The sequence below is a fragment of the Actinospica sp. genome (assembly GCF_035552695.1).
GTDB lineage: Bacteria > Actinomycetota > Actinomycetes > Streptomycetales > Catenulisporaceae > Actinospica.
This window is the reverse complement of sequence record NZ_DASZKT010000038.1, coordinates 45539-60079: the sequence shown is the minus strand read 5'-3', so window position 1 is coordinate 60079 and position 14541 is coordinate 45539. Positions and strand designations below refer to the sequence as shown.

Genomic DNA, 14541 nt, shown 5'->3' with positions numbered 1-14541 from the left:
CATCGGCCTGGTCCAGGTGCCGGGGCGACTCGGCGACGCGCGCGCGGGCACGTTCCGCCTGCTATGCCTGCTGTTCGGCTACACACTGACCGTGTTGTGCGCCCTCAGCCTGCTGCACGTCTCGGTCACCCACCTACTGCTCGGCGGCGTGCTGACGGGCGTGATCCTCGGCATCGCCGCGCAGCAGGTTCTCGCGAATGTGTTCGCCGGCGTCATGCTGCTGTTCGCGCGCCCCTTCGCCGTCGGCGACGAGCTGCAGATCCGCTCCGGCGCCCTCGGCGGCCCCATCGTCGGCCGCGTCACCGGGATGACCCTCACCTACGTGAGAGTCCTGACGAAGGTGGGCCCGGTGCTGGTACCGAACGCCGCGGTCCTCGCGGCCGCCGTCGGTCCCGCGACGGACTGGACGGCCGTCTAGGGCTTTCCGGTGCGCACCGCGTTTGACTCGGGCCCGGCCCGGTCACCCGCGAGACGCAGGAGGCCTATCTCAGGTCGTGATGCCGGCCGCGTTGGGAAGTGAAAGTTGATGAGCGACCATCCGTTCATCGAGTCCGTGCACGCCTCGGTCTACAACGTGCCGACCGAGTCCCCGGAAGCGGACGGCACCCTCGCCTGGAACGCCACCACGATGATCGTCGTACGGGTGCGCGCGGCGGACGGCACGACCGGTCTGGGCTGGACGTACGGCGCCCCGGCCTGCGCGCACGTCGTCGAGGACACACTCGCCGACATCGTGCGCGGCCGCGACCCGATGAACGTGCCCGGCGCCTTCGACGAGATGGTCAAGGCCGTGCGCAACATGGGCCGACCCGGCGTCGCCGGGTACGCGATCTCGGCCGTGGACGTCGCCCTCTGGGATCTCAAAGCACGAATACTCGGCCTGCCGCTGCACCGACTGCTCGGTTCGGTGCGCGAATCGGTGCCGGTCTACGGCAGCGGCGGATTCACCACGTACGACGAGAACGAGCTCGTCGATCAGGTGCTGCACTGGGTCGAGGGCCGGCGCATCGGCCGCGTGAAGATCAAGATCGGCGAGTCCTGGGGCGCCGACCTGCGGCGCGACCTCGATCGGATCCGCCTGGTGCGCAACCGGATCGGGGCCGACACCGAACTTTATGTGGACGCGAACGGCGCCTACACCGCCAAGCAGGCGACCCGGGTCATGCTGCAGGCGGCCCCGGAGGACGTGAGCTGGTTCGAGGAGCCCGTCTCCTCGGACGACCTCGCCGGGCTGCGCGCGGTGCGTGAGTCGGTGACCGCCGACGTGACCGCGGGGGAGTACGGCTACGACCTGGCGTACTTCGAGCGGATGTGCGCGGCCGGCGCCGTGGACTGCCTGCAGGCCGACGTGTCACGCTGCGGCGGGATCACCGAATGGCAGCGGGTCGCCGCCGTGGCCGCCGCGCATAACCTGGAGATCTCCGGGCACTGTGCACCTCATCTGCACGCGCACGTGGCCGCCGCGACCCCGAATCTGCGGCACCTCGAATGGTTCCACGACCACGTGCGCATCGAATCAAGGTTCTTCGACGGCGCCCTGGATCCCGCGGGCGGCTCGATCACCCCGAGCGCGGACGCACCGGGCCACGGCCTGGCGCCGCGCGAATCAGACATGGAGGCATACCGATGAGTGACGACTTCGTACTCGACGTGGAACGCATCCGCACGCAGGCCCACCAGAAGATGGCCGACGGCCCGCGCACCCCGGCGCTCGGCATCGACGCCGACAAGGTCATCGCAGTGCTCGACGACGTGCTCGCCACCGAGATCGTGTGCTGGACCCGCTACATGCGGCACGCGATCTCGGCCAGCGGCATCAATCGCGCGCAGGTGACGGCCGAGTTCACCGAGCACGCCACCGAGGAACTGCAGCACGCGCTGTGGGCCGCCGAGCGGATCTCGCAGCTGGGCGGCGACCCCGACTTCGACCCGAGCACGATCGCCGAGCGCGCGCACACGGACTACACCGCGCCCGCGCCGAACGACCTCGAGCAGATGCTGCGCGACAACCTGCTCGCCGAGCGGATCGTGATCGAGTCCTATCAGGAGATCATCCGCTGGATCGGCGACGCCGACCCGACCACGCGACGGCTGTTGGAGAAGATCCTCGCCGAAGAGGAAGAGCACGCCGACGACATCGTGGACCTGCTCGGAGTCTGACCCGCGATGAGCGGGGCCGCTGTGCCCGAGACCGTGCTGGATCTACACGACCGCTTCAAATAAAGGGGTTCGGATAAGCCGTTTCGCGACCGCATCGGCGGGCACCCGCAGGTGTCTGAGCACGCCTCGATCGGAGGAATTCTCATGGCGGCCCTGTTCATCCTCACGCCGGCGCTGTTACTTCCGGCGTTGCTGCTGCTCGAACGCTTTGAACGCTACGCCCTGCGGGGCAGGCGACGCGATGATGACGCGACGGGCACCATGCCCGCATATGACGAGTGGTCCAGGCACGAGTGATGCGGGCATGAGTGATACGGGTCGTCCGTTGATCGAGAAATCACGGGGCTGTGCCTCAGGAACTGCTCGTTTCGTCTACCCGTCTCCTCTAGGAGTCGCCGTTGCCGTGTCCGTGATGGTGCCCCGCGCCGCTGTTCTTCGTCTTCGTCGTCCCCTGATTCGGGGTCGCGCCGGAGGACGGGATCGCGCCGGGTCCCGCGCCGATGGTGGCCGAGGCCGCGATCGGGCTCGCGGTGGGCGCGGAGCGGGTCGGCGCGGCCGGGGCGCTTGTTGCGGATGAGTGCGATTGCGCCGAACCGCTACCGGTAGAGGCTTGACCTGCGGAGCTCCCGTTGGCGAGCGCCAGTGTGAGCGCGAGTGATCCGACCAGCGTCACACCGGCGCTCGCGACGTACGCGGCAAGGTGTGTGCGGTGGAATGGCCGGTGCGTGGCGGTTGCCACCGTGCTCTGGAACGGCACCTCGGACTGCGGCAACCGGGACTGCGGCAACCGGGACTGCGACAATCGGGACTGCGACAATCGGGACTGCGACGACTGGGACTGCGGGAGCGGCGACTGCGGCTGTGCCCGGCCCTCAAGCACAGCGGCGACCTCGCCGGCGCTCGGTCGTTCGGCCGGATCTTTGCGCATGCAGGCTTCGTATATCTCGTCGATCGCGGCACGCCGCGGGCCGGTGAGGGGCAGCGCAGGGGGATCGGCGAGTAGGTGTGCCATTCCCAGCGCGGTCAGCTCGTGGCCCGCGTAGGGGCCGTGGCCGCTCATGCACCAGTACAGCAGGCAGCCGAGCGCGTAGACGTCCGAAGCGGGCTCCGCTCTGCCGACGCGCCACTGCTCGGGGGCCATGCAGGCCGGCGTGCCGATCAGCACCTGCCCGGTCAGGTCGTCGTCCGCCTGTCGGCGGGAGATGCCGAAGTCGAGCAGCTTCGCGCCGTCCGGGCCGAGCATCACGTTCCCCGGCTTCACGTCGCGATGCACCACTCCTGCTTCGTGCGCCGCGGCCAGCGCGTCGGCAACCTGCGCGCACACACTCATCGCGTCTTCGGGCGGCAGCGGACCACGCGCGAGCCGCGCGTCGAGGCTCTCGCCGCCGAGCAGTTCGGTGACCAGGAACGGGTGGTTATCCCCGTCCGGCTCGTCGGTCTCGGCGAAGTCGAAAACGGTGGTGAGCCGCGGATGGTCCAGCGTGGCGAGCAACCGGGCCTCGCGCTCCAGCCGCTCGCGCTCATGGCCGCCCTGGGCGGTGGACCCGGACAGCACCTTGAGCGCGACCTCGCGGCCCAGCGACTCGTCCCGCGCCGCCCACACGTGTGCGCTGCCACCGGAGCCGAGCGGGCGCAGCAGCCGGTACCGTCCGGCGAGAAGTTGGCCCTGCTCCAACGTGATCAAAGATCGGGTCATTGGCCGCTACCGCCTTTCGAACGAGGTGTGAACGGGAAATCGAGTGCTGAGACGCTGTGCCCGAAACCCCGCGGTTCATGCGGCCCCGCCGCGTCGTTTCCGTATCGTCACATCGCCCGACCGGGCGCCTTACCTGTTGGGCCGCGCAGCGCTGATGTCCGCGAGCGCGGAACGGTGGTCCCGTTCGATCGCCAGGTCGCCGAGGCTCAGCACCCCGACGAGTTGGTCCGCGTCGACCACCGGAAGCCGGCGCACGCCGTGTTCGCGCATGAGCGCCACCGCCCGGTCGATATCGTCGGACGGCGCGCATGTGACAGTGCTCGGGCTGCAGATTTCCTGGACACGGGTGTCGACCGGGAGCTCGTGCGCGACGGCCCGCACCACGATGTCGCGGTCGGTCAGCACGCCGCGCAACTGTCCCGCTTCCGTGATCAACACGTCGCCGATGTTCGCGTCGCGCATCACCCGCGCCGCCTCGGAGACCGTGGTCTGCGCCGACACCGTGGCCGGGTTCGCGGTCATGATCTCGTGCACCTTCTGGGCCATCGTGGTCCTCCTCGTTTTTTGGCGGTGCATTCGTCTCGGAGCCCGCGGGTGCCCGGAACTTCGCACTTCATACAGTGACGAAGCGACGCCAACCGCCGAACGTGCCGTGCGTTTGCGGCCGCCGCGATCGGTTACCAGCCCGTCTCGTCCTGGTTTTCCGAGACATTGAGGGAGCCGTCCATGCGCAGCGCGACAATCGTCGGTCGGCCGATCCTGGACGGACTGCCTTTCCGGATGGCGGCGCTGGTCATGCCCGCGGACAAGGACTACCTCGCGCTCGCCCGCCTGGCGGCGATGCACGTCGCCGGAATGCTGGACCTGCCGATCGGCCGGGTGGGCGATCTGCGACTCGCCGTGCACGAGGCGTGCGCGCTGCTGCTGAGCACGCCCGCGAAGGCGCCCGACCGGCGGAACGCGACCGCCGAGAACGCGTTGGAGCTGAGCTTCGACCGGTGCCCGGGAGAGTTGCGCGTCAACGTCCGCGGACCCGCGCCGGCACACCGGCCCGATCCCGAGGACATCGGCTGGCTCGTGCTGCAGGCGCTGGTGGACGAGGTCCGCCTGGAGACGACCCATGTGACGGCGACCGCGACGGCGACCGCGACCGCGACCGTGACGCTGATCGCATCGTTGCCCGAGCAGTGAGAGCGCGAGGGAGTTGAACCGATGAGTACAAGCCCTTTTGCGCCCTCAGCGAGCCCGGTCACGCCTGTGGAGCGCGAGGCACAGCGCGCGGAGACGATGCGGGTGCTGCGACGCATGGTCGCGCTGCCGGTCGACGATCCGGAGCGCGTACGGCTGCGCGACGAGGTGGTCGAGGACCACATGCCCTACGCGCGGCACATCGCCCGCCGCTACGGGCGGCGCGGCGTCACCGACGAGGATTTCGAGCAGGTCGCGTACCTGGGCCTGGTCAAGGCGGTGGAGAACTTCGATCCGGAGTACGGCACGGGCTTCCTCGCCTACGCGACCCCGATGATCGTCGGGGAGATCAAGCGGTACTTCCGGGACGCGACGTGGGACGTGCACGTGCCGCGCCGGATGCAGGAGCTCACCGGGTCGCTGCACAAGGCGATGGGCGCGCTCACCAGCAAGCTCGGCCGCGAACCGACGGTCGCGGAGCTCGCCGCGCACGTCGGTGTCGAGGCGGAGGAGGTCATCGAGGCCCTCGACGCGGCCGAGGCGTACTCGACCGCCTCGCTCGACCTTCCCGTCGGCCAGGACCAGGACAGCGCGAGCGTCGGCGACCTGATCGGCGGCGACGATCCGGGCTTCGAACTGGCCGTCGACCGCGAGGTGCTGCGCGGCCTGGTCGGTGGGCTGAGCGCGCGGGACAAGCGAATCCTGTTGCTGCGCTTCTTCCGCGGCATGACCCAGTCCGAGATCGGCGAGGAGCTCGGGATCTCGCAGATGCAGGTCTCCCGGCTCATCACCAGGATCCTGAATCAACTCCGTGACGGCTTCCAGTGAGACCGCTCGAGAGCATGCCTTGACATGAGTTTCATGAGGTGACGGTGCATCACCTGAGTCGAACAGGGCACTCGGAGTTGAGTTGATCGCCGTCGCGAGGCGGCGGGGAAGGAGTCGGACCCATGTCGATCGGCGCGAACATCGCGGTCATCACCACCGGCGCCGTCATCGCCTTCGCGGTGCGCGTGCACACGAGCGGATTCAGTGTGTACGCCGTGGGCGCCGTCTTGATGGCCGTCGGCGCTGTCAGCCTGGCCATGCAGATCAGTGCCCTGGCAAAGCAGCGCGAGCTGACCAGCGTGCAGGCCGAGGTGTCGCCCGAAGCCGTGCTCGTGCGGCCGAACGGCTCCATCCGGCAGCCGTACGGCCCGCGGGGCACCACGGCGATGCCGCCGGCGCCGGGCGAATCCCCCTGTCAGTCCGCCGACGAGTACACCGGAAACGAGTGGTGATCATGCGACGCACGAGTTTCGCCGGAGCGATGGTGGCGATCGCCGTCGGCGGCGTCCTGGCCTTCGCGATCCACGCTTCGCCGAAGGATTTCGACCTCCGGGCCGTGGGCCTCATCGTGATGCTCGGCGGTGCCGCGGACCTGCTCATCAGGTCCCTGATCGCGGACAGCCCGCTGCTGGGCCCGCAGAGCGCGGACATCGCCGCGGTCGTCGAACCGCTCGGCGAGCCCGTCCTGGACGCCGCCGGCAACCCGATCGCGGTACGGAACCCCACGGCGTCCGCTCGTCCGCCGCTGGTCGCCCCGCTGCCCGGCACCATGCCGCCGGGGGACGTGGTCGACACGGTCGCGGCGACCGGCGATCCGTACGGCACGGCGCAGATGCCCGCGGCCGGCAGCACGCCGACACCGGCCGTCGTCGGCGGCTCCGGGTACGCCGCCTATGAGGCGGCAGTGCGCGCCGGATCCGGCGACGCGGTCGACACGCCCGAGGCCCCCGTCGCCGTGACCACCCTCAGCGGTCGGCCGGTCCGACCCCGGGGCCGCGGGAGAGGCGCCCGACGTCGGCGGAGCAGCCGCGGGTGACCCATCCGCCCTGCGTGGGCGGCGGGAACGGGCAATGAAGGGGCCGGGCGGCGTGCGGGCCGCCCGGCCCCTCTCCGCGTCCGTCAACGCGGCACGACGGGTTCGTCCGGCCAGCGCGACCAGGCCGTCGGGTCCGCACGCAGGTCCTGCCGCAACGCCTCGCCGTACCGCCGGGTCGCTCGGCCGCGATGCAGGCCCGCGGACACGGCTGTGGCCGTGAACAGCGCGCGCGGACGCAGGAGGCGGCCCCGCAGCTTCTTCGGCAGCGCCCGCGTCGCCGCCAGGGCGAGCGCGGGCAGTGCGGCGAGCGAGGTCACCACGTCCCCGGAGCCGCGCGAGGCCCACTGCGCGAGGTATCCGGTGCCGCCCTGGTTCACCGGACTCGGATCGAGCAGCCCGTATACGGTGTGCAGTTCGGCGGTCAGGCGCCAGCGCAGCGCCGAGGTGACCGCCGAGTCCCCGGCCGTGACCAAAGGCGCCGCGCCGGGAAGCGGAGCGAACGCGCAGCAGGCGGCGGCCACACCGAACGCGGCGCTCTGGCGCGTGGCGTCGGCGACCAGCCGCTGGGCGAGCTCATCGGGCTCCAGGCCCGGATACTCGGCGCGCAACAGCGTGAGGCTTCTGGCATGCGTGCGCGGCACCAGGCCCGAAAGCCCGTTCTTGAGCCGAGCCTTGGCGACGGGTATGGGGTCGAAGGGCGCGATGTCCATGGGCACCTCGTTGCCCGTCCCGTCCGTTCCAACCGGCAGCGGCGGGCCTCGTCACCCGCGCATCTCCCTGACGGCGTCGGAGTCGAGCGTGCGGTAGTGCTGGACGACGCGCACCACGACGGCGAGGAACACGCCGGTGACCGCGACGCCGATGACGATGGCGGTCAGGCAGAAGTTCTGCAGTACCGGGTCGGCGACGTTGCCGTGCGCGAGCTGCGCGGGGCTCTCCCCGTCCGGCGGGTTGACCAGCACCGGGGCGGTGGAGCGGGCGCGGTAGGCGAGCGAGACGAACAGCAGGTAGGTCGAGCCCTCCATCAGGGACAGGCCCATCACCATCTTGATCATGTTCCGCCGCGTCAGCAGCGTGTAGAGGCCGAGGCAGAACAGCGCCGCCGAGGCGAGATAGTTGGCGACGATCACGATGAGCCGCCGCCTTCGCCGGAACCGTCGGATTCCTGCCCGTCGCCGTGCTGCTCGCGGGTCCAGTCGCGGCGCACCCCGAGCAGCGCGAACACGGCGATGGACAGACCCGTGCCGACCTCGATGAACTCCCCGACGGAGAAAAGCTGCACGATGCCCCCGGAGCGGATGGTGCCCGGCTCGGTCAGCGGCAGCCAGTTCGCGCTGAACGAGCCCTTGAGCAGCAGACCGAGCAGTTCGGTGCCGATGATCAGCAGCGCTCCGGCCATCTCGGCGGTCTCGAGCGGAGCCGGCCGTACGACGCGGGCGATCCGGCGCCGCCCGAAGCCGGCGTACGCCAGCAGCAGCACGCCGAGCAGTACGGCGCCGCCGGGGAAGCCGCCGCCGGGGGAGTAGCCCCAGGCCACCAGGTAGCAGCCGGTCACGGCGAGGACCGGCGCGGCCAGGCGGATCGCGGTACGCGTGACGACGGTCAGCGATTCCGCGCGCTCCGGCCCGTGGATGCCCAGCGGCTCGGCGTCGGGATCGTCGGGGTAGCGCTGCGGGTGGCCGTCGCCTTCCAGTTCACGTTCGTCCGCGGCACGGGTCTGGCGTTCCTCGGCGTCCGCGGCCTGAACCGGGTCGATCTCCTGCTGCTCGCGCTCGCCGGCCGTGTGCTCGCCGAAATAGCCGCGGCGCGCCTCACGCGGCCGGGTCAGCACGATGACGCTGACGACGGCCGCGAGGAGCAGGAAGGTCTCGCCGAAGGTGTCGAAGCCGCGCGATCCGTAGACGACCTCGTTGACCGGTTCGAGGAGTTTCCAGTCCGGCAACGAGGTCGTCAGCGCGTATCTGGCGACGGCGGGAAGCGGCGCGTGTTCGCGCGGCGCGGCGAGGTATCCGGCGCCGAGGACTACGGCGGTCGCCGCGGTCAGCAGCAGCCCGAGCCGCTGGCGGTGGCGCGGCTCGCGGTCAGTGACGGCCGGCCGCTTCTTCGCTGCCTTCGCCTTCCGCGTCGCCGCCATCCTCGCCCTCCTCTCGCATTTCGCCCTTGTCGATGACATCGGCGCGGACCTTGGCGATGGCGGTCAGGAAGAGCACGGGCAGTGCGATCGCGCCGACGACGACCTCGGAATGTGCGTCGTCCGGGGCGCCGAGCACGACGAACAGCAACGACAGGAACGTCCCGACCGCCGAAAGTGCCATCGTCGCGCCCGGCAGGTTCGCGATGCGCACCACGAGCACGCCGGAACCGAGGATGAGCGCGAGCACGAGGTAGTCCAGGACCCAGAACTCACTCATCGTCAGCCACCTCGTCGCGCACGGCCCCCGGCCACATCGGCACCCCGGCGCGGTAGGCGGCGCGTGCCAACGCGTGGGAGGCGGCCGGGTTGACCACCAGCAGCAGGAAGCCGACGATCAGGGCGCGCGCCGCGTACGGGCTGACGATCCCCTCGCCGACCACCAGCGCGATCAGCGCGGGGACCGCACCCATGGTGATCGTCTTCGACGAGCACTGAATGCGGCTGTAGAGATCCGGCATTCGCAGGATTCCGAGCGCGCCGGACAGGGAGAAGACGAATCCGACCCCGGCCAGCACGGCCACGATCACGGTGTGCGCGGTGCTCACAGCAGTCCCCTTTCCAGGAACCTGGCCCAGACGATGGCGCCGAGGTAGCTGAAGGAGACGAGCCAGATCGCCACGTCCAGGTAGATCGGCCGGTCCGCGTACGCGGCGTAGAACAGCACGGCGAGCGCGGCCTGGGTGGAGGCGGTGTTGAGCGCGACGACGCGGTCGCCCACGCTCGGTCCGATGGCCAGGCGCGGCAGCAGCAGGAGCGCGACGAGCATCTCGGCGATCGCCGCGGCGAGGTAGATATCAGGGTTCATCGGTCCTCAGCCCTTCGAGGCAGCGTTCGACCGGCTCGTTGATCGCGGCCCGTTTCTGCTCGGGGCCGCCGTCCGGCACGTCGACGGCGTGGTACTGCAGCAGGTGGCGTCGTCGGTCGAGGTCGACGATCTGGTTGTCCACGATCAGCGAGGTCACCAGGCCGACCGTGGTCAGCCCGAGATCGCTGCGCTCCCGAGTGGGGACCACGACCATGCCGCTGCGCAGCGGACGGCTCGGGCGCCAGATCCGCACGGCCAGCCGCACGTTCGCCACGGGGATCTTCACCAGCGCGGTGACCAGCAGCTTAAGTGCGGCCACGGCGTTGCGCGGCACCAGGAGGCGCCACGGTCCGGCGACTCGGCCGAGCGGCGCGAGCGCGATCGCGACGAGCAGCGAGATTCCCGCGCCGAACAGCAGCTGCTCGGCCGTGCGCGTCCAGGTCAGCAGGATCCACACCAGGTAGCACCAGCAGGCGAGTGCGAGTACGCGCTGGGCGAGAGCGACCATGCGGCCCCGATACCCCGACGTCGATCGAACATGCGCCGACCTGGCCGATCGGGCGAACGAAGGAAACGGGGCGGGATCAACCCCAGCGCAATGCGGCGACCAGGGCCACGAGCCCGACGACGGCGAAGGCGGCGTAGTCGTTGGCCGAGCCGGTGTGCAGGGCGCGAAGCGCGCGGATGGGCTGCGGATCGCGCCGCGCCCGTAGGTAGCGGAAGACACCCAGCGCCGCCACCGCGACCGTGACCACGGTGACGACCAGTTCCACCCAGCCCACGTAGTCGAATGCCACATGCGTCGGCAGGACGGTGCCGCCGACGTGCAACTCCGCGGCGGCGTACCGGCCCGCTTCGAGCAGCCCGCCCGCGGCCGGTTCCATCAGCAGCCGCAGAAGCTGTTGCGGAAAGACACCGAACGCGAGGCAGCAGCCGCCCAGCCCGATCAGGCCCGCCGCCATGCCCGGCGCGAGAGATTCGTGTGCCGGGTGCGGAGCCTCGATGTCGGTGAGCTCGGGCTCCGACCGGAAGAAGGCCAGCCAGGCGGCTCGGCCGAGCGCGGCCACGGTCAGCAGTTGCGCGAGCAGCATCACCGCGTACGGCACGTATTGGTGACTGCCCGTCAGTCCTTGGTGGATGAGGCTCAGCGACACGAAGCCGTTGAACGGCGGCAGTCCGGCGATGGAGGCCGCGCCGACGGTGAACGCGACGGTGACCGCGGGCATCCTCCGGGCGAGGCCGCCGAGCGCGCGCAGCGAGGTCTGGCCGGTCCTGTGCACCACCGCGCCCGCGCACAGGAACAGCAGCGCCTTGAACAGCGCATGGTTGACCAGGTGGTAGACGGCCCCGGTGACGCCTGTGGCGTTGCCGGTGGCGAACCCCACCGTGATGACGCCCATCTGCGAGACGGTGTCGTAGGCGAGCACGCGCTTGAAGTCGTCCTGCGCGAGCGCGAGGGCCGCACCGAGCACGGCTGAGACGAGCCCGACGACCATGAGCGCGCCGAGGATGGGCAACCCTGAGCCGGGGAAGACCTGCAGCGCGAGCCGCGCGATCCCGATCAGTCCCAGGTTGACCATCAGCCCGGAGAACAGGGCGGAGACGGGTCCGGGCGCGGCGGTGTGCGCGTCGGCGAGCCACGCGTGGAAAGGCGCCAGACCCGCCTTCGTCGCGAAGCCCGCGATCAGCAGACCCAGGGCGACCGCGTCGAGCACGCCCGCCGGTACCGCGAGCGCGATGTGGAGCTGCCCGAGGTTGAGTGCTCCGGTCTTGGCGTAGAGCAGCCCGGCGCCGAGGAACACGGTGAATCCGGCCATCGTGGTGAGCACGAGGATCTTGAACGCCGCCTCGAGCGCGATCGGGCGCTCCAGGAAGAACCCGGTCAGTCCGTAGCTCGCCAGCGCGGCGACCTGGAACCAGACGAACAGATTGAACAGATCGCCGGTCAGCGCGGCGCCGATCAGCGCCGAGAGCAGCAGCTGGAACAGGCAGGCGAAGCCGCCGAGCTCCCGTTTGCCGAGGCCACCGAGCTCGGAGAGCGTATAGGTCAGGAGCAGCAGGCCGATGCCGGCGATCGCCAGCGCGCACAGCAGGCCGAACGGATCGGCGGCGAACGCGATGCCGAGCGCCGCCCCGCCGACCGGCTTCCAACCACCCATGTAGTGCACGAGGACCGTCCCGCCGAACACCCGTGGGGCGACGATGACGAGGACGGTGAGCGCGCCGCCCATGCCGAGCAGGCAGCCGATCAGCGCCGCGTGCCGAGACCAGCGGGCGAGCAGCGGCGCGGCGACGGCGCCGCACACCGGGATCGCGACAGCCAGCGGGAGCAGCGACCCGAGCGCCGCGGTCGAAAGCGTCATGCGGTGTGCTCGCCGCTCTCTTCGAGTTGCGAGAACTTGATCGCGGCCGTCATGACCGGTTCTCCCTCCGCGCACCCGGCCGCGCCCGGCGCGCGGCGCTGCTCCAGTGCCCCGTCCGCGGCGCGATACTCCCCAGTTGCGCCTATCGAGCGGACGGAGCGGGCGCCAATGAAGTTCCGCGTTTATACCGCTGTGCCGGGGTACCCGCCGCACGTCGCATCCCCTGCGACCGAGACCGCGGCGGCCGAAGCGCCGCCTCGGGAAAGGGCGGTAACCATGAGCTTGATGGGCGAAGCAGACAACGAGCGGGCGCACGCGGCCCAGCTGCCGGCCGGAAGCGTGATCAGCGTGTTGCTCAGGCAGCATGCCCAGATCCGGGACATGTTCACGGCCGTACAGGCGGCGTCCGGGCAGCGGCGCCAGGAGTTGTTCGACGACCTGCGCGAACTGCTCGCGGTGCACGAGGGCGGCGAGGAGATGGTGCTCCGGCCGGTCTCGCGCCGGGGCCCGGGGGCTCGGATCGCCGACGCGCGCAACCAGGAAGAGGACGAGGCCGCGCACGTGCTGGCGGATCTGGAGAAGATGGACGTCTCCAGTCGGCAGTTCGCGGACCAGTTGGCCGAGTTCGAGAAGGCCGTGTCGGCACACGCCGAGAATGAGGAACTCGAGGAGTTTCCAACCGTCCAGGCCACGCACACCGAGGCGGAGCTGCGGGCGCTCGGCGAGAAGCTGCTGAAAGCGGAGAGCCTGGCCCCGACGCACCCGCACCCGGCCGCCGCCGGCTCGCCCACCGCGCAGCGCGTCGTCGGGCCGTTCGCGGCGCTGTTGGACAAGGCCCGCGACGCGCACAAGTCCTGAGTTCTGAGCAAGCCTGAGTTCTGAGCAAGGAGGTTCAGACATGCCTAGAGGTTCAACCCCCAAGCGGGAGCGGCAGTACGAGCACATCGAGAAGAGCGAGCGTGCCCGCGGTGTGAAGCCGGGACGCGCCAAGGAGATCGCCGCGCGCACGGTCAACAAGGGCCGGGCGCGCACCGGCGAGGCGAAGACGGCGAGCAAGGAGTCGTTGCGCGACATGTCCTCGAGCCGGCGCGGCGGGCTGCGCTCGCACAGCGGCTCCGGCGGCCCGACCTACCGTCAGCTGTACGCCGAGGCCCAGCGCCGCGGCGTGAAGGGCCGCTCGAAGATGACCAAGGCAGAGCTCGAACGCGCCGTCGGCTGATGGGAATAGAGACATGAGCATGGCGAACAGCGCGCACGCGCCGGGCGGCGTGGTCGTCGTCACCGGCGCGAGCGCGGGCGTCGGGCGGGCCGCCGCCGTGGCGTTCGCCCGTGCGGGCGCGAAGGTCGCGCTCGTCGCGCGCGGCGAAGAGGGTCTCAAAGGCGCGATCGAGGAGATCGAGCGGGACGGCGGCTCCGCGAAGTCCTTTCCGGCGGACACGGCCGATCCGCACCAGATCGAGCAGGTCGCGCAGGACGTCGAGGCATCGCTCGGCGAGATCGACGTATGGGTCAACGTGGCGTTCAGCTCGGTATTCGCACGCTTCATCGACATCGAGCCGGACGAGTACCGCCGAGTGACAGAGGTCGACTATCTCGGCTACGTGCACGGCACGCGCTCGGCGCTCATGCGGATGCTCCCGCGCGACCGCGGCACGATCGTGCAGGTGGGCTCGGCGCTGGCCTACCGCGGTATCCCGCTGCAGAGCGCGTACTGCGGGGCCAAGCATGCGATCCAGGGCTTCAACGAATCGCTGCGCTGCGAGCTCATGCACGACGAGAGCAACGTGCACGTGACGATGGTCCAGCTCCCGGCGGTGAACACGCCGCAGTTCGACTGGGTGCGTTCGCGCCTCGGGAAGCCCGCTCAGCCGGTGCCGCCGATCTACCAGCCCGAACTCGCCGCGCGCGCCATTCTCTACGCCGCCCGGCACCCGCGCCGCCGCGAGTACTGGGTGGGCGGCAGCACGGCCGGCACGCTGCTGGCGAACGCCGTAGCCCCTGGCCTGCTCGACCGCTACCTCGCGAAGACCGGATTCGCCTCGCAGCAGGCCGACCGCCCGGAGCCGGAGCACGAGGACAACCTGTTCGAGCCCGTCGACGGCAGCGGCGGACGCGATCACACCGCCCACGGCAGCTTCGACGACCGCGCGAACAACCGCAGCGCGCAGCTCTGGGCCTCGCAGAATCACGGCGCGCTCGCGGCCGCGATAGGTGGAGCCGGGCTCGCCGCGGCAGCCGCGCTCGCGGCGTTCGGCCGTCGGCGCTGACCCG

Annotated in this window: 21 protein-coding genes; 11 read left to right on the top strand and 10 right to left on the bottom strand. The window is 70.5% G+C overall.

Going from position 1 to position 14541, the window contains the following annotated elements; genetic code table 11:
- From VG296_RS06300 to VG296_RS06285, 4 genes are all read left to right on the top strand, one after another.
- A partial coding sequence (locus VG296_RS06300; RefSeq protein ID WP_325564040.1) for a mechanosensitive ion channel domain-containing protein occupies positions 1 to 418 on the top strand: 418 nt, incomplete at its 5' end.
- A gap of 108 nt (positions 419 to 526) precedes the next feature.
- Positions 527 to 1630 carry an enolase C-terminal domain-like protein gene (locus VG296_RS06295; protein ID WP_325564038.1) on the top strand — a complete coding sequence of 368 codons (1104 nt, stop codon included), beginning with the start codon at positions 527 to 529 and terminating at the stop codon, positions 1628 to 1630.
- Entirely contained in the window at positions 1627 to 2160 is a 534-nt protein-coding gene (locus tag VG296_RS06290; RefSeq protein ID WP_325564036.1) for a ferritin-like domain-containing protein, read from the top strand. Before VG296_RS06295 ends, VG296_RS06290 begins: the two co-directional genes overlap by 4 nt.
- 144 nt (positions 2161 to 2304) lie before the next feature.
- Entirely contained in the window at positions 2305 to 2457 is a 153-nt protein-coding gene (locus tag VG296_RS06285) for a hypothetical protein (protein ID WP_325564034.1), read from the top strand.
- A gap of 88 nt (positions 2458 to 2545) precedes the next feature.
- Here the strand turns inward: VG296_RS06285 and VG296_RS06280 are convergent, their stop codons facing one another.
- Positions 2546 to 3856, bottom strand: coding sequence for a serine/threonine-protein kinase (locus tag VG296_RS06280; RefSeq protein WP_325564032.1), 1311 nt, complete (start codon positions 3854 to 3856; stop codon positions 2546 to 2548).
- A 129-nt stretch (positions 3857 to 3985) separates the two neighbouring features.
- Complete coding sequence (locus VG296_RS06275; protein WP_325564030.1) at positions 3986 to 4402, bottom strand: CBS domain-containing protein; 417 nt, start codon at positions 4400 to 4402, stop codon at positions 3986 to 3988.
- Between the two features lie 180 nt (positions 4403 to 4582).
- On the opposite strand from VG296_RS06275, the gene VG296_RS06270 reads away from it, so the two are divergent.
- The 4 genes from VG296_RS06270 (at position 4583) to VG296_RS06255 (ending at position 6908) form a co-directional block, all read left to right on the top strand.
- Complete coding sequence (locus tag VG296_RS06270; protein ID WP_325564028.1) at positions 4583 to 5047, top strand: hypothetical protein; 465 nt, start codon at positions 4583 to 4585, stop codon at positions 5045 to 5047.
- Positions 5048 to 5068: 21 nt separating this feature from the next.
- Entirely contained in the window at positions 5069 to 5872 is an 804-nt protein-coding gene (locus tag VG296_RS06265; RefSeq protein WP_325564026.1) for a SigB/SigF/SigG family RNA polymerase sigma factor, read from the top strand.
- A 122-nt stretch (positions 5873 to 5994) separates the two neighbouring features.
- Positions 5995 to 6324 (top strand): hypothetical protein, encoded by a 330-nt coding sequence (locus tag VG296_RS06260; protein WP_325564024.1) that lies wholly within the window; start codon positions 5995 to 5997, stop codon positions 6322 to 6324.
- 2 nt (positions 6325 to 6326) lie between these two features.
- The gene (locus VG296_RS06255; protein WP_325564022.1) at positions 6327 to 6908 is read left to right on the top strand and encodes a hypothetical protein; all 582 of its coding nucleotides are present in this window, start codon (positions 6327 to 6329) and stop codon (positions 6906 to 6908) included.
- Positions 6909 to 6991: 83 nt separating this feature from the next.
- Here the strand turns inward: VG296_RS06255 and VG296_RS06250 are convergent, their stop codons facing one another.
- The 8 genes from VG296_RS06250 to VG296_RS06215 all read right to left on the bottom strand — a co-directional run bounded on the left by VG296_RS06250 (position 6992) and on the right by VG296_RS06215 (position 12270).
- Positions 6992 to 7618 (bottom strand): hypothetical protein, encoded by a 627-nt coding sequence (locus tag VG296_RS06250; RefSeq protein WP_325564020.1) that lies wholly within the window; start codon positions 7616 to 7618, stop codon positions 6992 to 6994.
- A gap of 51 nt (positions 7619 to 7669) precedes the next feature.
- Positions 7670 to 8038, bottom strand: coding sequence for a sodium:proton antiporter (locus VG296_RS06245; RefSeq protein WP_325564018.1), 369 nt, complete (start codon positions 8036 to 8038; stop codon positions 7670 to 7672).
- Positions 8035 to 9042 carry an MnhB domain-containing protein gene (locus VG296_RS06240; RefSeq protein ID WP_325564016.1) on the bottom strand — a complete coding sequence of 336 codons (1008 nt, stop codon included), beginning with the start codon at positions 9040 to 9042 and terminating at the stop codon, positions 8035 to 8037. Before VG296_RS06240 ends, VG296_RS06245 begins: the two co-directional genes overlap by 4 nt.
- On the bottom strand, positions 8990 to 9319 hold the full coding sequence (locus VG296_RS06235) for a Na(+)/H(+) antiporter subunit B (RefSeq protein WP_325564014.1): 330 nt from the start codon (positions 9317 to 9319) through the stop codon (positions 8990 to 8992). The genes VG296_RS06240 and VG296_RS06235 overlap by 53 nt, the downstream gene beginning before the upstream one ends.
- Positions 9312 to 9647, bottom strand: a complete 336-nt coding sequence (gene mnhG, locus VG296_RS06230; RefSeq protein ID WP_325564012.1) for a monovalent cation/H(+) antiporter subunit G — start codon at positions 9645 to 9647, stop codon at positions 9312 to 9314. Before mnhG ends, VG296_RS06235 begins: the two co-directional genes overlap by 8 nt.
- Positions 9644 to 9907 (bottom strand): monovalent cation/H+ antiporter complex subunit F, encoded by a 264-nt coding sequence (locus tag VG296_RS06225; protein WP_325564010.1) that lies wholly within the window; start codon positions 9905 to 9907, stop codon positions 9644 to 9646. Before VG296_RS06225 ends, mnhG begins: the two co-directional genes overlap by 4 nt.
- Complete coding sequence (locus VG296_RS06220; protein ID WP_325564008.1) at positions 9897 to 10415, bottom strand: Na+/H+ antiporter subunit E; 519 nt, start codon at positions 10413 to 10415, stop codon at positions 9897 to 9899. The genes VG296_RS06225 and VG296_RS06220 overlap by 11 nt, the downstream gene beginning before the upstream one ends.
- A 76-nt stretch (positions 10416 to 10491) precedes the next feature.
- The gene (locus tag VG296_RS06215; protein ID WP_325564007.1) at positions 10492 to 12270 is read right to left on the bottom strand and encodes a complex I subunit 5 family protein; all 1779 of its coding nucleotides are present in this window, start codon (positions 12268 to 12270) and stop codon (positions 10492 to 10494) included.
- 285 nt (positions 12271 to 12555) lie between these two features.
- On the opposite strand from VG296_RS06215, the gene VG296_RS06210 reads away from it, so the two are divergent.
- From VG296_RS06210 to VG296_RS06200, 3 genes are read left to right on the top strand one after another with little or no spacing between them, the layout of a single operon-like run.
- Positions 12556 to 13128 carry a hemerythrin domain-containing protein gene (locus tag VG296_RS06210; RefSeq protein ID WP_325564005.1) on the top strand — a complete coding sequence of 191 codons (573 nt, stop codon included), beginning with the start codon at positions 12556 to 12558 and terminating at the stop codon, positions 13126 to 13128.
- 40 nt (positions 13129 to 13168) lie between these two features.
- The gene (locus tag VG296_RS06205) at positions 13169 to 13489 is read left to right on the top strand and encodes a plasmid stabilization protein (protein WP_325564003.1); all 321 of its coding nucleotides are present in this window, start codon (positions 13169 to 13171) and stop codon (positions 13487 to 13489) included.
- A 13-nt stretch (positions 13490 to 13502) separates the two neighbouring features.
- The gene (locus tag VG296_RS06200) at positions 13503 to 14537 is read left to right on the top strand and encodes an SDR family oxidoreductase (RefSeq protein WP_325564002.1); all 1035 of its coding nucleotides are present in this window, start codon (positions 13503 to 13505) and stop codon (positions 14535 to 14537) included.
- Positions 14538 to 14541 lie beyond the last annotated feature (4 nt).